Genomic DNA, 23,253 nt, shown 5'->3' on the forward strand with positions numbered 1-23,253 from the left:
CCAGGAACATGCCGGATTCCCCTGCGCTCCGGCGCTATACCCCTGTTGGGGCGGCCGGCGGTTCGGCGCAGCGTGACGGCGGACCGGAGGGCGGCGACGCTCGGTAGCGCGCAGATCTCGATCTGCCAACGAGTGGGAGATCCGTGCACGGATCGTGTGCGAGCTCTGCTTGAATCGCACACCTCACCCAAACGGAACGGAGCGTTCTCCACCCATGCCTTCACGCATACGCGGGCTTCGGTGCGCCGGCCTGGCCGGCTTCGCCGGACTCGTCCTCACCGTCGGTCTGGCGCTGACCGGTTGCGACCCGTCGGCCGCCGACGGCGGAGCCAAGGCCTCGCCCCCGGTGACCGCCCCGGCGGCCGCCACCACCCAGTCGACCCCGCCGGCCGCACCGCCTGCGGCGCCGCCCGCCGCGTCCCCGGCCGACACGCCGCCGCCCGCGTCGGACCCCGCGCCGAGCACGCCGGCCGCCCCCGCCCCGGCGGCCCCCGGCACCCACGCGCCGTCGCCCACCCCGAAGGCGCCGCAGCCGAAGACCACCACGGCCCAGCCGCCGGCCGCCCCGGAGCCGCAGCACACCGCGGCGGCCGGCGGCGCGGAGTGCGAGCTCCGCTCGAACGCCGGGAACTGCTACGCGGCCGGGCAGTTCTGCCGCAACGCCGATCTCGGCAAGAGCACCCATGACGCCAACGGGGGAATGATCTACTGCCGGATGGTCAGCGGCAAGCCGCACTGGCAGGCCTGAGCGAGGCCGATCGGGCGCGGGGGACGAACTCCTCGGCCCCCCGCGCCCGTTCAGCCCGTCGGCGTGACCCGGGAGACCCTGGACCCTAGTTGCGCTGGTGGAGAAGAAGAGTGCGTTCGCGCGGCAAGACGGACGCGCTCGACGCAGACACAGCGGCCCGCGCAGTTCTGTCGGGCAGGGCCACGGCCAGGGGGCCGCTTCCGAGGCATGCGCGGACGTCCGGCGCTGGCTGCAACCGCAGGTCTGGCCACACCGATTGCGGTCCGGGTTCCCCGATGACGACCAGCGGTGAGGCCGGCGCGCTGCTTGTTGTGCGCAATGAGGTCGGCGTGGTCGAGTACCGGGACGGAGGCCGGTACCCGGTCGCCGTGTCCACCCGTGCCGAGGACGCCCGTTCCCGGTGACCGAGCGCCCCACATTCACCGCCGTCGCCGCGGCGACGGCGGTGGAACCGCTGTGTACTGCCTGATTCGTCTGGGCGGAGGAACTTTCCCCGCGCTCTCCTCGGTCCGGACGAACAAGTGACGCAGGCCACCGACCTAGCATTCCGGAAACGTCGGAGCATCCTCACGAGGACAGAAGGTGCGCATGTCGAAAATCCATGAAATCCGGACTTGGCTCCAGGAGAACTTCGCCGATCTGTTGGCCGAGCATCAGGTTCCTGGCGCCGCGATCGCGGTGCTCGCCGACGGCGAGGTGATCGATCACGCGGCGGGCGTCCTGAACAAGGCCACCGGGGTGGAGTCCACTGTGGACTCGCTGTTCCAGATCGGGTCGATCACCAAGGTGTGGACGACCACCCTGATCATGCAACTGGTCGACGAGGGCCGCCTCGACCTCGACCGGCCGGTGCGCGACTACCTGCCGGAGTTCGCGCTCGGCGACGAAACGGCCGCGGCCGCGATCACCGTCCGGCAGCTGACCTGCCACACGGCCGGCTTCGAGGGCGACGTCTTCACCGACACCGGGCGCGGCGCCGACGCGGTGGAGAAGCTCATCGCGACGCTGTCCGACGTGCCGCAGCTGTTTCCGCCGGGCGAGCGGTTCTCGTACAACAACGCCGGCTACTGCGTGCTCGGCCGCATCATCGAGGTGCTGCGCGGTAAGTGCTGGGACGACTGCGTGCGCGACCACCTCTTCGTGCCGCTCGGCCTGACCCACGCCGCGACTGGTCCTCACGACGCGATCCGCTACCGCGCCGCGGTCGGCCACGTCGCCCCGCAGCCGGGCGAGGAGCCGGTGCCCGCGCCGATCTGGGCACTCACCGCATCGAACGCCCCGGCCGGTTCGATGCTCGCGATGCGCCCGCGGGACCTTCTGACCTTCGTCCGAATGCACCTGAACGACGGCAAGGCCGACGACGGCGGCCGGGTGCTGTCGCCGGAGTCGCTGGCCGTGATGCGCGAGCCGCAGGTGGAGGTGCCCACGCTCGGAATCATGGCCGGCCGCTGGGGTGTCGGTTGGATGCTCTTCGGCTGGGAGGGCGGCGAGGTGGTCGGCCACGACGGCGGCACGATCGGCCAGTCGGCTTTCCTGCGCGTGGTGCCGGAGCGAAACGTCGCGGTGGCGTTGCTGACCAACGGCGGGCAGCCGGTGCACGTCTACCACCAGGTCTTTGGAAAGCTGCTCGACGAACTCGCCGACGTGAAGCTCCCGCCACTGCCGCAGCCGAACCCCGCGGCCGCCCAGGCCGACCTGTCCCGGTACGTGGGCGAGTACTCGTCGATGGTCGCCGATAACGTCGTCACGGCGGAAGACGGCACGCTGTGGATCGAGCGCACCCCGAAGGGGATCTTCGCCGACCTTGGCGGTGCGCCGCCGGCAAAGCATGAACTGCTGCCCTACCTCGACGACACGTTCGTCGCCATCGCCCCGGAGTTCCCGGGTCTCTACAGGGCACACGCGTTCGTCGGCGATGACGGCACCGGCCGCGCCCGGTTCCTCCACACCGGGCGCGCCGACCGACGGGTGTCCCCCTGAGCGAGATCCGCGAACGGATCGAAGCCGTCTTCGCCGAAGCCGGCACGGAAGGGTTGCTGCCCGCTCGCGAGGTCGGCGTGCCGGACGGACCGGACGTGTCGGTGGGCGGCGACGACCCGGTGGTGCTGGCGTGGGTGTTCAAGATACCGGTGGCCGTCGCCTTCGCTCGCGAAGTCCTGCTGGAGTACCAGGCCAATGCCCTGGGTCTGACCGTCCGTTTCGAACCCATCGAAGCAGCGTGACGCCGACGGCCCGAGGGTCAGTCAGGCGTTATTTGGGGCTATGACGGCACACGTCGGCGAAGGAAGCCGGAACGCTCGGAGGGTTGGAGCGACCGGGCCTTGTCAAGCCTTTCAAACCGGCAGTGCTTTTCCCCCCGTGCCAGCAAATGTAGTTGCACCATCGCCGCGAACCGGTCTCCCGGGTTGTCGAGATCGATTCCGCCGACCTCCGCGACCCGGCGCAACCGGTACCGGAATGTGCTCGGATGCACGTACGCGGCGGTGGACGCGACGCCGATGTCGCCGAAAGAATCGAGCCAGCACCGCAGCGTGTGCACGAGCTGCGATTGGTGTTTCGTGTCGTAGGCCAGCAGCCGCGCGATCGGCCCGGTCGCGACATCCCCGCGTGCCGCGGAAAGGTCCGCCAATTCGAGTAGTAGCGCTTCGATATGCGCGTCTTCGGCGGTGATCATTCGCTTTGTGCCGCCGTTGGCGAGCAACACGCGCAACGCGCGGTCGGCCCCGTCGCGGGACGCGCGCAGGCCCGAGCCGTCGAGCGCGAGCGGTCCGACGCCGATCGCGGCGGCGGCCCCGCGGCCGGTGCGTTCCAGGAAGGTCGACGCGACGCGTACCGAGCGTTCGCGCCAATCGCCTTGGTTCCCGGGCATCGGGACGATGCCGTACGCGACATCGCCGACCAGCGCCACCGCCGACCGGGGCTGGACGGCGCTGAGGTGCATGGCGAACGCGTCGGCGACTCGCTGGCGCTCCGCGACGAGCCGGAGGTCGTCGTCGGGGGCCTCGAGGAGTCCCATGGCGAGCACGATGGTGGGCTGCCCCAGCAGTCCGAGGCGGGCGATGGCTTCCGGCGCGCCGGAGCCTCCTTCGAGCGCGGTGCTCACCAGATCGGCCCGTAACCGGCGCCCGACATCGGTACCTGCGCGCAGCCGAAGCATGTGCAGCGCAACAATCTTCGAGGCGTCGACCAACGCGGAGGTACGTTCTTCGCTGAGCTCATTGTCGACTGCGGCCCAAATCGAGCCGAGGACCTCGTCGCCGGCTCGGACCGCGACCGCGACCCTGGGCATCACGATGTTCTCGTCGTAGCCGTCCGGGTAGACGTAAACCGGCCGCTGGTCCCGGTAGAGGCGTTCGAAAACGCCTTCCTTCTCCAGCTGGCGGGTGAAGCGTTCGGGCACCTGGCGGCCGAGAATCGTTTCGACGCGGGAAGGATCGGCCTCGTCCTGGCGGCCGGAGAACGCGAGCACGTGCGAGTTGCGGTCCTCGATGGTGACCGGCGCATCCAGCAGTGCGGCGACCGCGTTGGCGAGCGCGAACAAATCGCCGGACGGCATCCCGCCGAGTGACTGCGGGGAAACATCGCCGACGTCGCCCTCGGCGAGCAACGTGCGGAGTATCGCGGCGAGCTGCGCCCACGACGCTCCGCCGGCCAGCCCGAGCAGCGCGACCCCGGTGGAGTCGGCCGCCCGGACCAGTTCCTTCGACGCGGAGACCGGCGACCGCACGACCAGCGCGGCGCCCCCGCGTTCGCCGACGGTGTGCAGCAGCTTCGCGATCTCGTCGGTTTCGCGCAGGCCGACCCCGAGGACGACCGCCCCGGCTGGGAACTCGGTGTCCTCGTAAGGATCGTGGATCACCACGCCGCCGAGCTGCCGCCGGGTGTCCCGTCCGACAGCGACCGGTTCGAGGAGTACGTCCCCGAGGGCTTCGAGGACGCGTCCCAGACTCGTGTGCGGCTTGTTCGGCACGGGCATCAGCACTCCCCGAGGGTAGATCCAGCCACGGCCCAGCCGGATGGTTCGATCAGGTCAATCTATCCGCGGAATTCGTGCCAGGCTACGAAACGATCCAGGCCTTCGCAGTGGTCACCTCGTCGAGCAGCTCCGGAATCGGCGTCACGCCGAGGCCCGGACCGGTCGGCACCGGCAGGTGCCCGTCGGACACCACGAACGGCTCGGTGATGTCGCTCCGGTAGAACCGGTCGGACCCGGAGGTGTCCCCGGGAAGCGTGAAGCCCGGCAGCGAGGCCAGCGCGACGTTCGCCGCCCGGCCGAGGCCGGTCTCGATCATTCCGCCGCACCACACCGGAACCGCGTGCGCCGCGCAGACGTCGTGCACCCGCCGCGCTTCGAGGTAACCGCCGACCCTGCCGGGCTTGATGTTCACGATCTGGACCGCGCCCAGTTTGATCGCGTCCGCCGCCGCGCGCGCCGACACGATCGATTCGTCCAGGCATATGGGCGTCTTGATCCGGCGCGCCAATTCGGCGTGGCCGAGGACGTCCTCCTCTTCCAGCGGCTGCTCGATCAGCAACAGGCCGAACGGGTCGAGGCGGGCCAGCTGCGGCGTATCGCCCAGGGTGTAGGCGGTGTTGGCGTCCACCTGCAGCAACACGTCGTCGCCGAAGCGTTCGCGGACCGCGCGCACCGGCTCGACGTCCCAGCCCGGTTCGATCTTCAGCTTGATCCGCACATAGCCGTCGTCCAGGTACCCGTCCACGACGTCGAGCAACTGCGGGATCGTGTCCATGATCCCGACCGAAACACCGCACGGCACGGTGTCCCGCACCGACCCCAGCTCGGCCGCGAAGGAGCGCTCGCTCGCGCGGAGTTCGGCGTCGAGCACCGCCATCTCCAGCGCGCCCTTCGCCATCCGGTGGCCCTTGAACCTGGCCAGCAGCGGCGTCACCTTCGCCGCCGTGACGTCCTCCGCGGCCAGCAGCGCCGGGATGAGGTACTGGCGCAGCACGTGCTCGGCGCCGTCGTTGTACTCCGGCGAGTACAACGGGCCGGCCATCGTCACGCACTCGCCCCAGCCCTCGCCCGTCGGCGTCACCGCCCGCAGCAGCAGGAGCTCGCGTACGGACAGTGTGCCGAACGAAGTCCGGAACGGGGCGACGAGTGGCATCTGCACCCGGCGCAGTTCCACACCGCTGAGTTTCACTGCTCCTCCTTGGAAATCACGTAATAACCGGCCCGGTCGAAGCCGGTCACCCGGCCCCCGGAAGACATCAATCCGCCGAGCGTTTCGCGCAGCGCGGCCCGCCACGCAGCTGCTTTGCCGGGGTCGGTGCCGCGCAAGCCTTCGATGTCGGCGGGGATGGCGACGACCACCACCGGGGCATCTGCCGAGCCCGCCGCCGGGCCGCCGTCGGCGTCCACCGAGAGCGCAACCGCGGCGCCGCGGTCGAGCAGGGTCTTCGTGTCGGTCCGGATGGGCTCACCGAACGCGGCGGCCCGTACTGCCGTGCCGGCCAGGTCCCAGGACGCCATCAGCCGATCGGTGTCGCCCGAACCGTTGATGCCGTCCTTCATCGGCCCGTAGAAGTCGCGCAGGTACTGCACAGGCAGCGCGCCGAGTTTGCCGAGGTTGAAATAGGCGTTGCGGCGCACCAGCGGATCGAACGTCCACTTGATGGTCGAAACATCTTGGGTCAATGCCCAGCCGCGCTGGTGCATTTTCAGCGCATACCCGATTCCGCGCCCTGCGCCGGCCTGGGCGACTCCTGCGATATGACTGTGCAGACTGCCCTTTCCGGGATTCTCGAAGAACCCGACGCACGCGCCGAGCAGGTCGCCGCCGGAAAACGCGCCGGCCACGTAGTTCCCCGCCGCCGACAGTGCGCGCAGCAGCTCCGTGGTCACCGGCCGAGTGCCCGGCGCCGACCGCCAGATCTTCTCGAAAAGCACTCCGATCGCGGCCAGTTCGGCGATCTCATGGATCTCTCGCACCTCGACCCCTGACGCGGTGGCCGCCGCCCGCGCGGCCGCGACCGCCTCACCACAGGCCTCCGATGTGATTGGTCGTTGTGAATTCATCGAAAGATCCGTCACGGGATGCTCCTTTCTCGGTGGCCCCGGAAGGTCACCGTCGGGCTCGACCGGAACAGTCCGCCGCATTCTTCGGAGTCGACGGACTCCCCTTCGCCAACACGTTTTCCACCAGTGCGAACAGCAATTCTGTCCGCCCTGGCAATTCTTCGATCAGGACATGTTCGTGATCCGCGTGTGCCCCGCCACCGACCGCTCCGAGACCGTCGAGAGTCGGAACTCCCAGCCCCGCGGTGTAGTTGCCGTCCGAAGCACCGCCGACGGGCGCCTCGGTCAATTCCGGCAGCCCTATGCCCGCGGACAGTTCCCGCGCCAGCCCGAACAAGGCGGCCGAGGAAGCGGCATCCAGCGGCGGACGGTTGACGCCGCCGCTGATCCGCACCTGTGTGCCCGCCAGCACCGGTCGCAACGCCCGCACCGCCCGGTCGACGCGGAGCTGTTCGTCCTCGTCCCATACCCGCACGTCGACCTGGACCATGGCCGTCGCCGGCACGGTGTTGACCGTCGTGCCGGCCGCCAGCAGTGTCGGCACCACGCTGGTCCCGCGCTCCGGATCGGCGAGCGCGGCGACCGCGAGGGTTTGGTGGGCGATCTCGATCCCGGCGTTGATCCCCTTCTCCGGTTCGAGACCGGCGTGCGCGGCGCGGCCGGTCACGTCGATCCGGTACTGCGAAACGCCCTTGCGCCGGGTCTTGATCGCGCCGCCGTCCGCCGAAGCCTCCAGCACCAACGCCGCCTCGCAGCCGCGGGCCTCTGCCTCGATCAGCCCTCGCGACGACGGCGAGCCCAGTTCCTCGTCGCCAGTGATCAGAATGGACAATCCGGCCCGGCACGGCAACGCGGCGGCCGCGTGAAGCGCCATCACGACGCCCGCCTTCATGTCGAAGCAGCCCGGTCCCCGCAAGACCCCGTCGGCCACGGAGAAAGGGTGCGTCTCCAGCGAACCCATCGGCCAGACCGTGTCGTGGTGGCCGAGCAGTAGCACGCGCGCCGGGCCTTTGCCGAACCGCCAGCGCAGATGCGTCCGGCCGTCGAGGACGATCCGCTCCGGCTCCACGCCGAGCAACTTCCTGCCGAGGCCCGCGAGCACCTCGGCGCTGCGCGCCACCGCGTCGAGGTCGCATGACGGGGATTCGCAGCACACCAGTGCTTCGATGTCGGTGAGCAGAGCTTCCAAGCTGAATTCCACTACCGTGGCTCCCCCCGCAGCGGCTGGCCAGGGTACGCGTCGGCGAGCAGCTGCCCGTCGCGGACCACCTGGGTACCCGCGACGAACAGGTGCCGGACGCCGATCGCGGGCCGGGTCGAATCGAAGTACGTGGCCGTGTCGGTGATGGTGGCGGGGTCGAGGACGACGATGTCCGCGTCCGCGCCGACGTTCAGCCTGCCCTTGGTCCGCGCGCCGGGCGCGACCTGATCCAGCACCCGCGCGGGCAGGTAGGAGCAGCGCCGGAACGCCTCCAGCCATGTCCAGACCCCGGCCTCGCGCACCATCAACCGCAGCGACTTGGAGAACGTGCCCGCCGTGCGCGGGTGCGTCACACCGCCAGGGGGCAGCGGCCATGCGGTGGATTCGTTGCCGGCGCCATGCCAGTACACCGGCATGGCGTCGCTCGCGACGATCGAATCCGGGAAAGCGAGCGTCCGGTGCAGCAGGTCCCGGTCCTTCGGGTTCTCCTCGTCGAGGAACTCGAGGATGCACGGTGCACCCGGGTCCTCGGCGCGGACCTGCAGCAGCCGGGCCTCGTCGGCGATCCGCTCGCCGGTCTCCAGCATCAGCACGCGCGTCGGGTCGAGACCCTTCATCTTGAGCCGCTCGGGCGAAAGGAACGCCGCGCCGATGCCGGTGCTGCCCGCACCGTAGGGATAGGCCTCGACCGTCACCCGCGAGCCGGCCGAACGGGCCGACTCCAGCGCGGCGAGCACCCGGTCGACGTGCCGTCCGGACGTGCTGTTGACGTGACAGTGATGCATCGCGGCACCGGTCTCGGCCGCGACGATCGCGATCTCCTGCGTCCCGTCGACCGGCGTGGCCGGGTCTATCTCGACCAGCTCGCGGACGTGCGTATACGTGGGTGCTTCGGCCTGCTTGGCCAGCTTCGCCAACGCCAGGAACTCGGCCGGATCACTCGCCGGGGCGTACCCGAGCAGTACGCCGACGCCGAGCGCGCCCGCCGCCAGCTCACCCTCCACAAGGGAGAGCCAGGCGGTCAGCTCGGCCCGCGACGAGGACCGCTGCCAGGCCGGATTGCCGAGTACGGCAAGCCCGCTGTTGATGTTCGCGTCCGGCTCGATACCGGCGAGCACCTTGGCCCGCGCCGAGCCCCAGGAAGCCGAGAAGCCGTAGTGGAGCGGGCGTCCCGCTGCGGCCGCCTCGGCATAGGCCCGTTCGACGGGCATCAGCCCGGCTTCCAGGTCGAGCGCCGTCGTGACACCGTCCATCGCCTGCAGCCGCTGGCCCGCGATGGAGTGCACGTGGCTGTGCAGATCGATGAACCCGGGCCCGACGATGTACCCGCCGACATCGATTTCGACCTGGTCGTCGGATGCTGGCAGCCCTGGTCCGACGGCAACGACCTTGCCATCGGAGACCAGCACGTCAGCCGTGCCGTCAAAGCCCGTAGCCGGGTCAATGACGCGACCGCCCCGCAACAGTGTTCGCATAGTTCGCCTCCTGGCCTCGCTGCTGGCGACCCTATGAGGTTTGCCGTACGGTCCGTTCGTCCGGTGCGACGAATCCGGCGCGCCAGATCCACCCGACTGCACGAACTTTGCTGTGCCGAGGACCCCGATCTGCCGGAGCCGTCATCGGCTCGCAGGAGCCGCGATGGCGTTGTTCGTGTTGATCTCCCACCGTGCCGGCCGCGAAGATCACCGGGCGCGTCGGCGACGTCACCCGCTTCCCGACCGAGCACCACTTCACCAACCGAGTTCAGGGCCCGGTGTGGTCGAGGACAGCACTGGCCGCGACCGGCACCACGCGCACCCGGCTGCCAGCCCGGGCCCCTGCACACGATCGCGATCCGCCGGATCCGTGACGGGGCCGCGGCCAGGATTACCACCACCGCAAGACGGGGTTGAGGTCGGGCGAGTAGGCGGGAAGCAGGAAGACGGTCAGCCTGGCACGTGCGGCGACCAACTCGCGCATGGCGTGGGAGTTGTGGGTGTTCAGGCGGTCCCAGACCAGCACGATCGGTGGGTGGCTGGACGACCAGGGCAATCCCGTTCCCACGGACCCCCAAGACGCCGCCGCTCCCGGAGCCCCAGACCTCCGTCAGTGACGGGCTGAGCGCCCGCCCCGCCGACCGCTCGGAAGACCGACGGAGCGGGCCTTCGGGCTCACGCGACGAGCGCGTAGCTGGCGGGCCGTTCGCGTTTCCGCTGGCCAGGACCGAGGTGGAAGTCTGTACATTTACCCCGGGCCGCGAAGTTGGCGACCAGCGCGGCGGCCGCGGCGGCGGGCTCGCCGTTCAGTGCGAGCCAGGCGAGGTAGGCGAGGTAGGCGGGGTAGGCCTGGCAGCCGGGCAGCGGCGGCCGCGCGGTGAGTTCGTCCGGGTCGAGGCCGCAGGCGGCGGCGAGGCCGGGCAGGGTGCGCAGCGCGGCGCTCTCGCCCTCGGCGAGGGTGGCGAACCAGGCGCTCACCGGAAGGTCGGCGCTGCGGGTGGCGAGCAGCAGCAGGCCGCGCCGGTTGGAGGCGATGATCCGGTGCTGCTGGGCGGCGAGTTCGGCCAGGGCCGAGCAGGGCGCCGTGCCGTCGGCGAGCGCCGTGACGAGTGCCGGGGCGGCGTCGCCGGGCGCCAACTCGGCCCGTAGGTCGCGGATCTGGTCGAGGATGGGGTGGTTCACCGGGGCCTCCGTGGTGCGGTTCGGCCCCGGTGCCATTCCTACCGCCTGGCGGGGCCCGGTCGGTGGCGACAGGCCGGGGCGGGCCCCGGGTTGCCCCCGGCCCCGCGGGTGCGGGGCCGGGAGCGGGCGGTGCGGTAGGTGGCTCAGGACCCGGCGCAGGCGCTGGTCACGTCGCCGGCGGCGTCGGTGATCGCCCCGATGTCGGGCATCTTGCCCTTGGAGACGTTGTCCTGGGCGCTGGAGACGGCCTTGTTCAACTTGTCGGTGGCCTTGTCGAGCTTGTCCCCGCTGTTGTGGTCGCGGAGCTTCTTGATGTCGTCGCCGACCTTCTTCAGGGCGTCCGAGGTGTGTTTGCGGCGGTCCTGGTCGGTGAGTTGGCCGACGTTGATGGCCGATGAGGCGAGATCCTGGATGTCGCCGGTGATGCTGACGGCCTGTTTGCCGCAGTCGAGTGCCTGGTCGACGTCCTTGCACGCGCTGAGCAGTGGAGCGGTGGCGAGCAGCGCGAGTGCGGCGGCGGCCATTCGGTACGGTTTCCTTGTCATGTCTGTATCCCTCCCGCCGGCAACAACGCCTGATCGCCCGCTCGTGGTTCCGCCCGATCGGGTGAATCATGGGTGAACCTTTACTGTCGGCCAGGAAAGGGAGTTGATGGAATGTCAGATTCCGGGCTCGACGTGACTTCGACCTCGCCGACTTCACGTCAAGGGCGCTGCTCCGTGACGTGAAGTCGGCTGGAAGTGCTACCGGTCGGCCGGGTCGGAGAGGTCGCGCACCAGTGCGGCGAGGGCCGGGGTTTCGACTCCGTGTGCGGCGGCGGCCCGCAGGACGGCGCCGCCGATGGCGTCCAGTTCGATCGGACGGCCGGCCTCCACATCACGCTGCATCGAGGACTTCATCGACCCGGGCACCCCACCTGCGGGGTTCGGTTTTCCGAACCCCGAATCGGGGGGCCAGCCCAATCGATCATGCGGCCGTTCATGTCCAGGATGGAGGGCATGAACGGGATGACGACAGCCGCCGCGGCGGCGAGCGGTGAGGTGGCGGGCGCGGCCCTGACCGGGGACGGGCTGCACCGGGAGTACGGGCGGGGCACGGCCGCCGTCCGGGCGTTGCGGGGGGTGTCCGTGTCCTTCGCGCCGGGGACGTTCACGGCGGTGATGGGGCCCTCCGGTTCCGGCAAGACGACGCTGCTGCACTGCCTCGCCGGGATGGACCGCCCCACCCGGGGCACCGTCCGCTGGGGCGGGACGGAGGTGTCCCGGCTGCCCGAGCGGCGGCTCGCACAGCTGCGCCGCACCCGGGTGGGGTTCGTGTTCCAGGCGTTCAACCTGATGCCCGCGATGACCGTCGCGCAGAACGTCGAACTTCCCGGGCGGCTCGCGGGGGCGCGGCCGGACGGGGCGCAGGTGCGGGAGGCGCTCACCAGGGTCGGCCTGTCCGGGCGGGAGCGGCACCGGCCCGGGCAACTGTCCGGCGGCCAGCAGCAGCGGGTGGCGATCGCCCGGGCGCTGGTCGCGCGGCCGGCCGTGCTGTTCGCGGACGAGCCGACCGGCGCGCTCGACCGGGCGACCGGGCACGATGTCCTCGACCTGCTGCGTTCCGGTGTGGACGTGGACGGGCGGACGTGCGTGATGGTCACCCACGACCCGGTGGCCGCCGGCTACGCGGACCGGGTTCTGCTGCTGGCCGACGGGCTGCTGGTGGAGGAGCTCGACCGGCCGACCGCCGCACAGGTCGGCGAGCGGCTGAGCCGGCTGGGCGGGGGAGCGCGATGAGCCCCGTCCTCTCCCTGGCGGTCGGCCAGATCCGGCGCCGGCCGGCCGCCTTCGCCGGGCTGGCGGTGGCGCTGTTCCTGGCGGTGGCGACGGTGACGCTGTTCGGCTCGCTGGTCGCCGCCCAGGCCACGGCCCCCGCCGAGGTGGCCCGCCGGGCGGTGGCCGGGCCGGGCCTGCTGCTGATCGCGGGGGCGTTCGGTGAGATCGCCGTCCTGGTCGCGCTGTTCGTCGTGGTCAACGCGCTCGGCTTCACCCTCCGCCAGCAGCACCGTGACCTCGCCCTGCTGCGCACGGTCGCCGCGACACCCCGTCAGGTGCGCCGGCTGGTGCGGGCCCAGGTCACGGCGACCGTCCTGCTGGCAGCCGTGCCCGGCGGCGCGGCGGGCACCCTCGCCGCCCGGGGCTTCCTCGCCGCGCTCCAACGGCGCGGGCTGGCCGCGCCCGGTCTGCGGATCCCCGGAACGCCGGTGCCGATGCTGGTCGCACTGGCGGTGGCGCTGCTGGTCGGCCTGGCCGCCACCGCCCTCGCCACCCGACGGATCACCCGGCTCACCCCGGCCGCCGCGCTGACCGCCGACACCTCGGGCCAGCGGCGCACGGGCGTGCTGCGGGTGCTGGCCGGACTGGCCGTCCTGGCGGGCGGGGTGCTGCTGCTGCGGCTCGCCGCCACCAGAGGGGCCGGTGAACTGGACAAGGCGGGGCAGGCGGCGATGCTCGGCTCGCTGGTGCTGCTGGTCGCCCTCGCCCTGCTCGGGCCGCTCGCGGCCCGAGCCGTGGCCGCCGTGCTCGGCGCGCCGCTACGGGTGCTGGCCCCCGGGGCGGGCTGGCTCGCCGACGCCAACCTGCGCGGCTACGCGGCCCGGCTCTCCTCGGCCGTGGTGCCGGTCGCGCTCCTGGTCGGGCTGTCGGGCACCATGTCGATCATGACGAGCACCGCCGAACACGTGGTCCGGACGACCGGTGCCGCGACCAGCGTCACCAAGGCGACGGACGTCTGGCTGCGTGAGGCGGAACTGGGGATGCTGGTCTGCTTCGCGGCCGTCTCCACCGTCAACACGCTGGTCGCCCTGACGGCCGACCGGTGGCGCGAGTTCGCGCTGCTGCGCCTGGTCGGCGCGACCAGGCGGCAACTGCTGCGGATGCTGTCCGTCGAGGCGGCCCTCACCACGGCGGTCGGCGTGCTGCTGGGTGCGGCGGTGGCGGCCGTCGCCTCGGGGGCGTTCGCCCGGGCGGTGACGGGGTCGGTGCTGCCGGTGGTGCCCGGTGCTGCGTGCGGCTGGGTGGTGGCGGGCGCGGCGGTGCTGACGGTACCGGGGATCCTGGGCACCGGTCTGCGGGCGATCCGGGGGCGTGCGGCGGAGGCGGTCGGGGGTGAGCGGGGGTGAGCGCGCCCTTCGCCGGCTGTGGTGGGGCCGGGTCGAAGCCGCCTGGGTGTGTCGTCGAAGCGGTGAGTGCGGTGAGTGCGGTGAGTGCGGTGAGTGGGAGTGGTGAGGTGGACGGTGGCTGAGCGTCGGCGGTATCTGTCGGTGCGCGGTGGCGAGTTGGCCTTCGCGCTGCTCGGGCTGCCGGTCGGCGTGCTCGGCGGGGCCTATGCCGTGGCCGTGCTCTATGCCGGGGCGTTGCTCTCGCTCACCGTGCTCGGGCTGCCGTTCGTGGTGGCGGCTCTGGCCGGGGCGCGCGGGTTGGGTGGGCTGCACCGGCGACTGGTCGCGCGGCTGCTCGGCGAGCGGGTGCCGGCCCCGGGCACGCTGCCCCGGCCGTCCGGGGCGATCGCCCGGGGCCGGGCGGTGCTGACCGACCCGGTGGCCTGGCGGGCGCTGCTCTACCTGCTGTTGCGGCTGCCACTGGGGGTGCTCGGCTTCCTGGTCGCGGTCGGACTGCCGCTCAGCTGCGTCTGGTTGGCGGGCTTCCCGCTGTGGGTGCGGCTGCTGGAGCCCGGGCCCAGACCGGTCGGCTGGCTGGACGTGGCCGGGGCCCCGGCCGGGCTCGCCGTCCTGGCGGCGGTGCCGGCGGCGCTGCGGGCGGTGAGCGCGGCCAATCGGGGCCTCGCCCGGCTGCTGCTCGGCCCGGTGCGGTCGCAGGAACGGGTGCGCGAGCTGGAGACCGCCCGGGCCACCCTGCTCGCCGAGAACACCGACCGGTTGCGCCGCCTCGAACGCGATCTGCACGACGGGACGCAGGCGCACCTGGTCGCGCTCGCCATCACCCTCTCGCTGGCCGACGACGCCCTCGGGGCGGTCACCGGCGACGTCACCGGTGCGGCCGTCGGCGACGCCCAGCCCGGGCCGCCCGGCCCGCCCGAGCAGGCCGCCCAGCCCGGCGCTCCGGACACCGAGCGCCTGCGCACCCTGGTCGACCGGGCCCGGCGGCAGACCGACGACACCATCGCGGAACTGCGCCGGCTCACCCGGGGCATCCACCCCGTGGCGCTGGACGGCGGCCTCGCCCAGGCGCTGCCCGGGCTCACCGCCACCGCGCCGGTGCCGGTCACAGTACGGCTGGACCTGAGGGAGCGGCCGGACGAGGCGATCGAGCAGGCCGTCTACTTCTGTGCGGCCGAGTTGCTGACCAACGTCGCCAAGCACAGCGGCGCGGCGGCGGCGGAGCTCACGGCGAGCGCAGCCGACGGGCGGGTGCGGCTGACGGTGCGGGACGACGGCCGCGGGGGCGCCGCCCCGGGCGAGGGCTCTGGCTCCGGCTGGAGCTCCGGTTCGGGCTCGGGCCTGGCAGGCCTGGCCGAACGGCTCGCGGCGGTGGACGGGGTGCTGCGGGTGGACAGCCCGCCGGGCGGGCCGACGACGGTCACCGCAGAACTGCCGAGCCGCCTGTGACGGGTGGCCGCGGTACGGCCGTCCGCGAGGCCGCTGCTCCCGGCTCAGCCGCCGTTCTCGGCGAGGTAGGTGAGGACGGCCTTGACGCGCCGGTTGTCGGCCTCGGTCGCCGGCAGGTCGAACTTGGCGAAGACGGCGGCGACGTGCTTCTCCACCGCCCGCTCCGAGACCACGAGCAGCCCGGCGATCGAGCGGTTGGAGTGGCCCTGCGCCATCAGCTCCAGCACCTCCCGTTCGCGCGGGGTGAGCGCGTCGACACGGCTTCGCCGCCCGCCGTGCATCAGGCCGTTCACGATCTCCGGGTCGAGCGCCGTGCCGCCGGCCGCCACCCGGTGCAGCGCGTCCACGAACTCCGAGGTGCGGGCGACGCGTTCCTTGAGCAGATAGCCGACGCCGGCGGCGCCACCTGCGAGCAGCCGGGCCGCCCAGGCGGTCTCGACGTGCTGGGAGAAGACCAGGATGCCGACGTCCGGCGAGGTGGAGCGGAGCTCGACGGCGGCGCGGATGCCCTCGTCGGTGTGGCTGGGCGGCATCCGGATGTCGACCACGGCCACATCGGGCCGGTGCTCGGCGACGGCGGCGATCAGTTCGGGGGCCGTCCCGGCGGTGGCGACCACGGCGCACCCACGCGCGGTGAGGAGTTCGACCATGCCGTCCCGGAGGATCACCGAGTCCTCGGCGAGGACGACGCGGAGCTGCTTCTCGATCATGTCGCCATTATCGGCGGTGGCCGGGCCGCGGCCGGTCGGCGCCCGGCCGCCCGGGGCCGACTGTCGGTCGGCCCCGTCGTCCAGCTCGCCGCCCGTGTTGTGCGGCTGCTCCTGCGCACCCCGCCCGGCGGCTCGCTGCGCCGGGCGTCAGCCCCTTCTTCAGAAAGACATTGACGGTGGGTCAGTGCTCGGCTGTCTGCTGCCCACGCCAGGTGTGGACGCCGGGGGCGACCTCGACCACCTCGAACGGGTAGGCGTCCCGGACGAGTTCGAGCAGGGCGCGCTGCTCGTCCAGCCAGCCGGGGGCGGGGGAAAGGGCGACCCGGAGAGTGACCCCGGAGTCCTCGGCGTCGGAGACGGTCACCCAGAGCCCGCCCGGTCGCCCCGGCTCGATCCGCAGCTCCGGGCCGTGCTCCTCGTCCAGCCAGCGCACCGCCTCGCGCTGCGCCAGCCGTTCCAGGGCGGCTTCCCAAAGCGCCAGCTGATGCTCCGTCACCAACGTGACGAACTGCCCGCGGACCGAGTCGGCGGTGACGGTGATCTCGCAGTCCAGCCAGTCGTGGCCGAGCAGGGAGCCCGGCGAGTGTCGCCCCAGCACCCGCACCCGTACGCTCCGGCCGCCGGTGCGCCCCTCGTGCCCGGTGGCGTCGTCGGTGCCGGGGCGGTCCGTCAGTCTGATCAACTCGTTCTGGTGCGAAGCGACTTCACGCACGGTGTACTCCCGGTCACTGCGAATCCAAGGGCTGACATCCTCGCGCAGGTGTTCGTCCGGTGCCAGTCCGTGGGAGGGGTTCGTCTCCGACGGGCCGACGGCCCGCCCGACCGGGGAGGTCGGACGGGCCGGGTGGGGCGGTGGGGCGGCCGGCGGTTCGCGCCGGTCAGGGCTGGTCCGCCCGGGCCGGGACTGGTCGGGGCCGCCGGGCGCCCGTCAGCGCCCGGCGGTGCCGGTCATCGCTGGTCGGCGTGGCCGGTCACGACGGTGGTGAAGATCGGCTCGCCGTTCTGGTGGCCGGTGACGGTGGTGGTGAGGGCGTCCGGGTCGTCACCGGGGGTGTGCCGGGCGGTGATCGTGGTGGCGGCGTCGTGCTCGGCGTACCGGTGGTAGGTGGTCGCGGCGGAGGCGGGGATGACGGTGGCCGGTGAGACGAGCGCGTTGGTGGCCTGGCGGGCGGCCTCCAGCAGGACCATGCCGGGGATGTGGTCGTTGGCGTGGTCGAAGAGGATCGGGTGCCAGAGGTCGGGGGTGAGGTGCCAGGTCCCGGGTGCGTCGGCCGGGGTCAGGACGACGTCGCAGGGGCGGATCCGACCCACTCGGCCCGGGGTCAGCGGCTCGCCGGAGACGGCGGGTGCCGGGCCGGCCTCGCGGTGAGCCCCGCGCAGCCTCCGGTAGGTGGAGTCCGGCACGGTGGTGAACCGTGCGTGTCCGGTGGCGGCGAGGTGGGCGCCGCGTCGGATGACGGTGCTGAGGGTGAAGTCGATGGTGGTGCCGGTCCGGCGCGGCTGTGGGACGAGTCTGGCCTCGATGGTGAGGTCGGTGGGCGCCGCACCGATGAGCAGTTGGCGGGGGCGGGTGGTGTAGTCGAGGTTCCACATCATGAACTTGTGGTCGAGTGGGACGCCGAACCGGGTGTGTGCGAGGTAGAGCCCGGCTTGACGGATCGTTTCAGCGGCCTGGATCGGGTCGTGCCGGGTTCCGTCGGGGGTGGTGAAGAAGGTGTGGGCGCGCGGCCACTGCGCGGTGACGGCGAAGGTCGTCTCGTTCAGCTGCTCGCTGCCGGTGAGGAAGACCTCGGCGTGACAGGCCCGGTGGACGTACTCCTTGGCAACGGTGCTGGTCAGGCGCGGTGCCGGTCCGGTCGGCACGGACGGCCCGGCGGTGCGGCCGGGGGTGGTGCCGTGGTCCGCGCCGGCGGCGCGGGAGATGGCGGGGGCGCGGTAGGCAAGCAGGGTCATGGGAGCGCTCCGGAAGGCCGTGGCGGGCGGGGTGGGCTGCTCAGGGCTCGTAAGATACGTACCTTCCGGTTTGGTTTTCAAGGAGCCCGAACGAAGGTTCGTTGGCGGCCGAGCGTGGCCGGCCGGTCGCTCCGGGTGCCGCGTGATGGCCGTCCGGGTGGCCCGAACCTGGAGCGGATACCGCCTGGCCTGCAAAGGAATCCCCAAGGGTGGGGTGACAGGTGCATTATCACGGCGGGCCGTTTTCGGTGGGATGCGGCCGGAAGTGGGGAGCCGGATTCCGGCTCTGTCGGCCGGGGGAGGGGTGGCGGTCGCTTTCCGGCCCTGTGCCGTCCACGCGGTTTTCCTTCACCCGAAGGCGCTCGAAGGCGGGTGCATACGACCTGGGGAGGAGGGATCTCCGGTTGACCGGCGGGTAAGATACAGGGTGTTTGGTTTTGTTTGCCGAGCGTTTCGGGCGGGGTGGTTACGGTGGTGCGGCAGGAGCGGGCGATCCGGACGCGTCGGCTGATCCTGGAGGCGGCGGCCTCGGTCTTCGACGAGCACGGGTACGAGGGGGCGACGATCGGCGAGGTGGTCGCCCGCGCGGGTGTGACCCGGGGTGCGGTGTACTTCCACTTCGCGTCGAAGCGGGAGCTCGCGCAGGGCGTCGTGGAGGAGCAGTTCGGTCAGGACGAGATCCCCGAACGGCATTGCAAGCTCCAGGAGTTCGTCGACCTGGGGATGGTCGTCGCGCATCTCATGCCGCGGGACCGGCTGTTGAGCGCGGGTGCGCGGCTCTCGCTCGGCCAGGACGTGTTCGGTGACCTCAGCGGCGGTGCCACGCCCGGGTGGATCGCCCGGCTGGAGGTGGTGCTGACGGCGGCCGGCGAGCGGGGCGAGCTGCTGCCGCACGTGCTGCCGGCCGAGACGGCGTGGCTGATGACGGGTGCCTGGACGGGTGTGCAGATCCAGTCCCAGAAGATGTCCGGCCGGGCGGATCTGGAGCGCCGGGTGGCCGTGCTGTACCGGCACGTGATGCCGAGCATCACGGTCCCCGGGGTGCTGGCCACGCTGGATCTGGGCTCGGACCGGGGTGGGCGGGTGGTGGCCGAGCTGGCGGCGGCCCGTGCCGGTGGCGCCTGACGGCTTGCGCCCGGGGCTGACGCGGCGGCACTTGCGGCGGCGGTCCGTCCGGCTGGTCGCCGCAGTCCGGAGTTCGATGGTCCGTTCAAAAACAAACAGTTCGTTCGGTTTTGTATTGACAAACCGTCCGTCCTGTTTTTGGATGAGCACCTGGTGCTCGGCTGTGCGGTAGTCGCAGCGCCGGCCGGCCGGTGGCCGTCGGGGTCGCCGATCCGTCTGGATTGGGGTGGACGTCATGGAGATCCGGGTGTTGGGGGCCTTAGGGGTCCAGGTGTGCGGGGTGTCGGTGGTGCCCTCGGCGCCGAAACCACGCCAAGTGCTCGCCCTGCTGGCCCTGCGCGCCGACCAGGTCGTCTCGGCGGGCGTCCTCGCCGAGGAACTGTGGTCCGGCCATCCGCCGCGCAGCGCGCGCACCACCGTTCAGACCTATGTCCTCCAACTGCGCGACCTCATCGACCGGGCGCTCGCCCACCGCGGTGACGCCGGAGGAACGTGCGGAGCCAAGGACATCCTGGTGACCTCGCCCGGCGGCTACCGGCTCGACAGCGGCGGCGGACTGGTCGACCTCCAGGAGTTCGACCGTCTCGCGGGCCTCGGCTACCGGGCCATGGACGGCGGCGACTTCCCGCTCGCCGCCCGCCAGTTGGGCGAGGCGCTCGGCCTGTGGCGCGGTCCGGCGTTCGCCGACGTCCCGCTCGGCGGCCAACTCGCCGTCGAGGCCAGGCGGTTGGAGGAGACCCGGCTCTGCGCGCTGGACCAGCGGATCGAGGCCGACCTGCGGCTGGGACGCCACCGCGTCCTGCTCGCCGAACTCACCGTCCTGGTCGACCGCTACCGCACCCACGAGAGCCTGCACGGCCAGTACATGATCGCCCTGCACCGCTCCGGCCGGCGGGGCGAGGCGCTGGAGGCCTACCAGCGCCTGCGCAACACCCTGGTGCGGGAGTTGGGCATGGAGCCCTCGGCCGGACTGCGGCGGCTCCAGCGTTCCATCCTGCTCGCCAACCCCGATCGCCCCGAGCCCGACCGTGCCGCCGGTCCCGTCGCCTCCGCCGACCAGGCCCCGCCTCGCACCACCCGGCTCACCCGCGTCGGCTGAGCCCGCCACGGAGGCGGCCCGGAAAGTTCGGCCGGACAGGGCTACGACCCCAGGTCCGGCCGAGGGTGGCCGGTCAGGCCCAGGTAGTGGCCGAGCCGGGCGGCCGCGTCGAGCATGGTCAGGCCCTGCGCGGTGAGCCTGCGCTGCCAGCCGTCGAGGGCGTCGGCCAGGGAGGCCGTGCCGCCGGCCGACCGCACCTGTAGGACCACGGTGGCGATGTGGTCCAGCGGGTAGCCGCCGCGCCGGAGCAGGTGGGCGAGTTCGGCGTCGCGGACGTCGTCGGCGCGGAAGACGCGGTGCCCGGTGGCCTGGTCGCGGGCGGGGGTGAGGATGCCCGCGCCCTCCCAGTTGCGCACGGTCGCCGGGGTGACGCCGAGCCGGTGGGCGAGTTCGCCGATGCTCAGGACGGCGCCGTGCACCGCGGGCTCCGCCGACGGGCCCGCTGCAAGATCCGCTGCGAGGTCCCGCGCCGCGCCGGGTCGCGCCGCGAGGTCCCGTGCCTCAAGGCCCCGTGCCGCGTCGGGCCGCGCCGTCAGGTGGTGCACGGCCTTCCGCACCGCGTCCAGGGTCTCCCGGTCGCGGAGCAGTTGGCCGTGGCCGCGGTCGATGGCCGTCAGGGCGTCGTCGAGCCCGCCCCGGTGGAGCGCGGTCATGATCCGGCCGCCGGTCGCGTGGCCGTACGCCGCGACCAGGGCGCGGTAGGCGTCGAGCGCGGCCGCGTGCACCTCGGTGTAGATCCGGTAGCCGCTGGCGGTGCGTTCGGCGGGCGGGAGGAAGCCGTCCCGCTCGTAGTTGCGCACGGCCTGGGCCGAGAGGCCGTGCGCGCGGGCGAGGTCGGAGGGGCGCATGGTGGTCACCGGTTTGAGACTTCAGTGGAGGATCGGGCGGTCGGGGCAGGAAAAGTCTCAACCGTTCTTTCAAGGATACGCTTGAGGGTCATGAGTCAGGACTTGCGAGACCTCGTCCCTTCGTCATGCGCACTGCTGGCGCTCGGTGAACCCACCCACCGGGAGCCGGCCTTCGCGCGGATCCGCAACGAGCTGTTCGCCCAACTGGTCGACCGGGGATTCCGGTCGATCGCCCTCGAAACCGACCGGGTGGCCGCGCTCACCGTGAACGACTTCGTCCAGGAGGGGGTGGGCACCCTCGACTCGGTGATGGGCGAGGGCTTCTCCCACGGCTTCGGAGAGCTGGACGCCAACCGGCGGCTGGTCGCCTGGATGCGCGAGTACAACCGGAGCCGGCCGCCGGCGGACCGGCTGGCCTTCCACGGCTTCGACGCGCAGACGGAGAACACCAGCGCACCCAGCCCGCGGCGCTACCTCGAACACGCCCGCGACTACCTCGGGCTCGACCTCGACCTCGCCGGCCTGGTCGGCGAGGACCAGCGCTGGAGCCGCCCCGAGGCGGTCCTGGACCCGGAGATGTCGCCCGGCGCCTCCGCCGAGGCGGAGAAGCTGCGGGCGATCGCCGACGACCTGCTCACCCTGCTGTACGCGCGGGCCCCGGAACTGGTCGCGGCGACCTCACGCGCCGAGTGGCTCAGGGCCAGGACGCACCTCACCGCCGGCCTCGGCCTGCTCCGCTACCACCGGCAGTCGGCCGAGCGCCTGGAGCCGGGGGCCCGGCTGTCCGGCCTCCTCGGCACCCGGGACGTGCTGATGGCCCAGAACCTCCTCGACATCCGCAGCGGCGAGGCCCGGCGCGGGGGAACCCTCGTCTTCGCCCACAACCTCCACCTGCAGCGGCAGCCGAGCGCCATGCGCCTGGCGGACCTGAATCTGGCCTGGAGCGGCGTCGGCGCGATCCTGGACTCCCTGGACGAGCCGTACACCTTCGTCCCCGGCAGCCTGGGCCGCAGCGCGGCCGTCGGGCTCCAGGAGCCCGAGCCGGACACCCACGAGGGCGCGCTCCAGCGCGGGGCCGCCGCCTGGGGGCTGGCCGAGCCCGGTGCGGCCGCCGGTGGCCGGACGCGCACCGACACCACGCCCGAGCAGGGCTACTTCCCGCTCGACCGGGCGGTCCTCGACGGGGCCGACGCGATCCTGCACATCGGCGACGGGGCCACCGCCGCGCTCTGACGCGACGGCACCACCGCTGTCGCGTTCCGACGGCGGCCTGCGGAGGACGGACCCCCGGCAGCGTCAGGTACGCGGCCCCGGGCCCGGATAGGTCGTCCGCAAGTGCTCCAGGAGCGCGGCCGTGGGCGGCGCGGTGGGGCGGCCGGTCGGCCAGGCCAGCGCGATCCGCACCAGCGGGACGGGGTCGGTGAGCGGCCGGATCCGCAGCCCGGCGGCGGGCGGCGGATCCGGCAGCACGGCCACGCCCAGCCCGTGCGCGGCGAGTTCGGCCAGCTGCGGCGGGGCGGCCGCCTCGACCGCGACCGTGGGGCGTGCCCCGATCGCGGCCAGGGCCTGCTCCAACGCCGTCCGCAGGCCGGTGCCGCGCGGGGTGCTCAGCAGGGCGTGCCCGGCCAGCGCGGCGACCGGCAGGGGGCCGTCCGGTCCGCCGGCCAGCGGGTGGTGCCCGGTGAAGGCGGCGACCAGTGGGGCTTCCAGCACGGTGTGCAGGGCGAGCCCGGCCAGCGTCCGCCAGCCGTCGTCCTCGTCCCGTCCGCTCGCGGCGGTGGGAAGGCCGATCACGGCGAGGTCCAACCGCCCCTCGCGCAGGGCGCCGAGCATCCGCGCGGTACCGTCCTCGGCCAGCGAGAGGTCGATGCCCGGGTGGTCGCGGCGGAACGCGGCGAGCGTGGTGGCGAGTCCGGGGAGGCCGTCCGCCCCGGCCGGCGGGACAGGACCCAGGGCTGCCCCGGAGACCAGCCCGAGTCGGACGTGTCCGCGCCGCAGTCCGCCGAAGTCCTGCGCCGTCTGCCGCGCCGCCGCGGCGGAGGTGAGCGCCGCCCGCGCGTGCGGGAGCACCGCCTCGCCGACCGGGGTGAGCCGGACGCCGCGCCCGCCGCGGTCCAGCAGCCGGTGGCCCAACTCCTTCTCCAGCTGCCGGATCTGTGCGCTGACCCCGGGCTGGGTGAGGTGCAGCAGTTCGGCGGCGCGGGTGAAGCTGCCCTGCTGGGCCACGGTGACGAAGTACTGGAGCTGCCGGAGTTCCATAACT

The 23,253-nt window shown here is 72.5% G+C and carries 23 protein-coding genes and 1 pseudogene; 10 read left to right on the plus strand and 14 right to left on the minus strand.

Going from position 1 to position 23,253, the window contains the following annotated elements; genetic code table 11:
* Positions 1–214 precede the first annotated feature (214 nt).
* From ABT015_RS25220 to ABT015_RS25235, 4 genes are all read left to right on the plus strand, one after another.
* Positions 215–748: a hypothetical protein gene (locus ABT015_RS25220; protein WP_350882774.1), complete on the plus strand. Its 534-nt coding sequence runs from the start codon at positions 215–217 to the stop codon at positions 746–748.
* 275 nt (positions 749–1,023) lie between these two features.
* Positions 1,024–1,152, plus strand: coding sequence for a hypothetical protein (locus ABT015_RS25225; RefSeq protein ID WP_502897397.1), 129 nt, complete (start codon positions 1,024–1,026; stop codon positions 1,150–1,152).
* A 184-nt stretch (positions 1,153–1,336) separates the two neighbouring features.
* Complete coding sequence (locus ABT015_RS25230) at positions 1,337–2,728, plus strand: serine hydrolase domain-containing protein (protein WP_350882776.1); 1,392 nt, start codon at positions 1,337–1,339, stop codon at positions 2,726–2,728.
* A gap of 53 nt (positions 2,729–2,781) precedes the next feature.
* Positions 2,782–2,970, plus strand: coding sequence for a hypothetical protein (locus tag ABT015_RS25235; protein WP_350882778.1), 189 nt, complete (start codon positions 2,782–2,784; stop codon positions 2,968–2,970).
* A gap of 38 nt (positions 2,971–3,008) precedes the next feature.
* Here the strand turns inward: ABT015_RS25235 and ABT015_RS25240 are convergent, their stop codons facing one another.
* The 9 genes and pseudogenes from ABT015_RS25240 to ABT015_RS25280 all read right to left on the minus strand — a co-directional run bounded on the left by ABT015_RS25240 (position 3,009) and on the right by ABT015_RS25280 (position 11,533).
* Positions 3,009–4,724, minus strand: coding sequence for a PucR family transcriptional regulator (locus ABT015_RS25240; protein ID WP_350882841.1), 1,716 nt, complete (start codon positions 4,722–4,724; stop codon positions 3,009–3,011).
* Positions 4,725–4,806: 82 nt separating this feature from the next.
* Positions 4,807–5,913: an o-succinylbenzoate synthase gene (menC, locus tag ABT015_RS25245; RefSeq protein WP_350882780.1), complete on the minus strand. Its 1,107-nt coding sequence runs from the start codon at positions 5,911–5,913 to the stop codon at positions 4,807–4,809.
* Positions 5,910–6,803 carry a GNAT family N-acetyltransferase gene (locus ABT015_RS25250; protein WP_350882782.1) on the minus strand — a complete coding sequence of 298 codons (894 nt, stop codon included), beginning with the start codon at positions 6,801–6,803 and terminating at the stop codon, positions 5,910–5,912. Before ABT015_RS25250 ends, menC begins: the two co-directional genes overlap by 4 nt.
* A gap of 31 nt (positions 6,804–6,834) precedes the next feature.
* Positions 6,835–7,989 (minus strand): M20 family metallopeptidase, encoded by a 1,155-nt coding sequence (locus tag ABT015_RS25255; RefSeq protein WP_350882784.1) that lies wholly within the window; start codon positions 7,987–7,989, stop codon positions 6,835–6,837.
* Positions 7,989–9,566 carry an amidohydrolase family protein gene (locus tag ABT015_RS25260; protein WP_350882786.1) on the minus strand — a complete coding sequence of 526 codons (1,578 nt, stop codon included), beginning with the start codon at positions 9,564–9,566 and terminating at the stop codon, positions 7,989–7,991. Before ABT015_RS25260 ends, ABT015_RS25255 begins: the two co-directional genes overlap by 1 nt.
* Before the next feature lie 292 nt (positions 9,567–9,858).
* Positions 9,859–9,996 (minus strand): annotated as a pseudogene (locus ABT015_RS25265) (transposase); the annotation flags it as partial.
* Between the two features lie 143 nt (positions 9,997–10,139).
* Positions 10,140–10,646, minus strand: a complete 507-nt coding sequence (locus tag ABT015_RS25270) for a thiaminase II/PqqC family protein (RefSeq protein ID WP_350882788.1) — start codon at positions 10,644–10,646, stop codon at positions 10,140–10,142.
* A 143-nt stretch (positions 10,647–10,789) separates the two neighbouring features.
* On the minus strand, positions 10,790–11,170 hold the full coding sequence (locus tag ABT015_RS25275) for a hypothetical protein (protein WP_350882790.1): 381 nt from the start codon (positions 11,168–11,170) through the stop codon (positions 10,790–10,792).
* A 219-nt stretch (positions 11,171–11,389) separates the two neighbouring features.
* Positions 11,390–11,533, minus strand: a complete 144-nt coding sequence (locus ABT015_RS25280; protein ID WP_502897399.1) for a ketopantoate reductase family protein — start codon at positions 11,531–11,533, stop codon at positions 11,390–11,392.
* Positions 11,534–11,653: 120 nt separating this feature from the next.
* On the opposite strand from ABT015_RS25280, the gene ABT015_RS25285 reads away from it, so the two are divergent.
* The 3 genes from ABT015_RS25285 to ABT015_RS25295 all read left to right on the plus strand — a co-directional run bounded on the left by ABT015_RS25285 (position 11,654) and on the right by ABT015_RS25295 (position 15,255).
* Positions 11,654–12,424: an ABC transporter ATP-binding protein gene (locus tag ABT015_RS25285; protein ID WP_350882843.1), complete on the plus strand. Its 771-nt coding sequence runs from the start codon at positions 11,654–11,656 to the stop codon at positions 12,422–12,424.
* Entirely contained in the window at positions 12,421–13,809 is a 1,389-nt protein-coding gene (locus ABT015_RS25290; RefSeq protein WP_350882794.1) for an FtsX-like permease family protein, read from the plus strand. The genes ABT015_RS25285 and ABT015_RS25290 overlap by 4 nt, the downstream gene beginning before the upstream one ends.
* Before the next feature lie 114 nt (positions 13,810–13,923).
* On the plus strand, positions 13,924–15,255 hold the full coding sequence (locus tag ABT015_RS25295; RefSeq protein ID WP_350882796.1) for a sensor histidine kinase: 1,332 nt from the start codon (positions 13,924–13,926) through the stop codon (positions 15,253–15,255).
* Between the two features lie 44 nt (positions 15,256–15,299).
* On the opposite strand, the gene ABT015_RS25300 is transcribed toward ABT015_RS25295, so the two are convergent.
* The 3 genes from ABT015_RS25300 to ABT015_RS25310 form a co-directional block, all read right to left on the minus strand.
* Positions 15,300–15,965, minus strand: a complete 666-nt coding sequence (locus tag ABT015_RS25300; RefSeq protein ID WP_350882798.1) for a response regulator transcription factor — start codon at positions 15,963–15,965, stop codon at positions 15,300–15,302.
* 181 nt (positions 15,966–16,146) lie between these two features.
* Complete coding sequence (locus ABT015_RS25305) at positions 16,147–16,677, minus strand: DUF5959 family protein (RefSeq protein WP_350882800.1); 531 nt, start codon at positions 16,675–16,677, stop codon at positions 16,147–16,149.
* Between the two features lie 236 nt (positions 16,678–16,913).
* On the minus strand, positions 16,914–17,918 hold the full coding sequence (locus ABT015_RS25310) for a ScbA/BarX family gamma-butyrolactone biosynthesis protein (protein WP_350882802.1): 1,005 nt from the start codon (positions 17,916–17,918) through the stop codon (positions 16,914–16,916).
* A 471-nt stretch (positions 17,919–18,389) separates the two neighbouring features.
* On the opposite strand from ABT015_RS25310, the gene ABT015_RS25315 reads away from it, so the two are divergent.
* Both ABT015_RS25315 and ABT015_RS25320 read left to right on the plus strand, forming a co-directional pair.
* Complete coding sequence (locus tag ABT015_RS25315; protein WP_350882804.1) at positions 18,390–19,043, plus strand: ScbR family autoregulator-binding transcription factor; 654 nt, start codon at positions 18,390–18,392, stop codon at positions 19,041–19,043.
* Positions 19,044–19,278: 235 nt separating this feature from the next.
* Entirely contained in the window at positions 19,279–20,142 is an 864-nt protein-coding gene (locus ABT015_RS25320) for an AfsR/SARP family transcriptional regulator (RefSeq protein ID WP_350882806.1), read from the plus strand.
* A 41-nt stretch (positions 20,143–20,183) separates the two neighbouring features.
* On the opposite strand, the gene ABT015_RS25325 is transcribed toward ABT015_RS25320, so the two are convergent.
* Complete coding sequence (locus tag ABT015_RS25325) at positions 20,184–20,990, minus strand: TioE family transcriptional regulator (RefSeq protein WP_350882845.1); 807 nt, start codon at positions 20,988–20,990, stop codon at positions 20,184–20,186.
* Positions 20,991–21,080: 90 nt separating this feature from the next.
* Here ABT015_RS25325 and ABT015_RS25330 point away from each other — a divergent pair, with 90 nt between their 5' ends.
* Complete coding sequence (locus ABT015_RS25330; protein ID WP_350882808.1) at positions 21,081–22,223, plus strand: erythromycin esterase family protein; 1,143 nt, start codon at positions 21,081–21,083, stop codon at positions 22,221–22,223.
* 63 nt (positions 22,224–22,286) lie between these two features.
* Here ABT015_RS25330 and ABT015_RS25335 read toward each other — a convergent pair whose 3' ends face one another.
* The gene (locus ABT015_RS25335) at positions 22,287–23,249 is read right to left on the minus strand and encodes a LysR family transcriptional regulator (RefSeq protein ID WP_350882810.1); all 963 of its coding nucleotides are present in this window, start codon (positions 23,247–23,249) and stop codon (positions 22,287–22,289) included.
* Positions 23,250–23,253: the final 4 nt, after the last annotated feature.

It is taken from the genome of Kitasatospora sp. NPDC094016 (assembly GCF_040304045.1).
GTDB lineage: Bacteria > Actinomycetota > Actinomycetes > Streptomycetales > Streptomycetaceae > Kitasatospora.

Coding starts and splice junctions, on each gene's coding strand:
- ABT015_RS25220 (WP_350882774.1), top strand. CDS start 215: ATGCCTTCACGCATACGCGGGCTTCGGTGCGCCGGCCTGGCCGGCTTC.
- ABT015_RS25225 (WP_502897397.1), top strand. CDS start 1,024: ATGACGACCAGCGGTGAGGCCGGCGCGCTGCTTGTTGTGCGCAATGAG.
- ABT015_RS25230 (WP_350882776.1), top strand. CDS start 1,337: ATGTCGAAAATCCATGAAATCCGGACTTGGCTCCAGGAGAACTTCGCC.
- ABT015_RS25240 (WP_350882841.1), bottom strand. CDS start 4,724: ATGCCCGTGCCGAACAAGCCGCACACGAGTCTGGGACGCGTCCTCGAA.
- ABT015_RS25275 (WP_350882790.1), bottom strand. CDS start 11,170: ATGGCCGCCGCCGCACTCGCGCTGCTCGCCACCGCTCCACTGCTCAGC.
- ABT015_RS25280 (WP_502897399.1), bottom strand. CDS start 11,533: ATGCAGCGTGATGTGGAGGCCGGCCGTCCGATCGAACTGGACGCCATC.
- ABT015_RS25285 (WP_350882843.1), top strand. CDS start 11,654: ATGACGACAGCCGCCGCGGCGGCGAGCGGTGAGGTGGCGGGCGCGGCC.
- ABT015_RS25290 (WP_350882794.1), top strand. CDS start 12,421: ATGAGCCCCGTCCTCTCCCTGGCGGTCGGCCAGATCCGGCGCCGGCCG.
- ABT015_RS25300 (WP_350882798.1), bottom strand. CDS start 15,965: ATGATCGAGAAGCAGCTCCGCGTCGTCCTCGCCGAGGACTCGGTGATC.
- ABT015_RS25310 (WP_350882802.1), bottom strand. CDS start 17,918: ATGACCCTGCTTGCCTACCGCGCCCCCGCCATCTCCCGCGCCGCCGGC.
- ABT015_RS25320 (WP_350882806.1), top strand. CDS start 19,279: ATGGAGATCCGGGTGTTGGGGGCCTTAGGGGTCCAGGTGTGCGGGGTG.
- ABT015_RS25325 (WP_350882845.1), bottom strand. CDS start 20,990: ATGCGCCCCTCCGACCTCGCCCGCGCGCACGGCCTCTCGGCCCAGGCC.
- ABT015_RS25330 (WP_350882808.1), top strand. CDS start 21,081: ATGAGTCAGGACTTGCGAGACCTCGTCCCTTCGTCATGCGCACTGCTG.
- ABT015_RS25335 (WP_350882810.1), bottom strand. CDS start 23,249: ATGGAACTCCGGCAGCTCCAGTACTTCGTCACCGTGGCCCAGCAGGGC.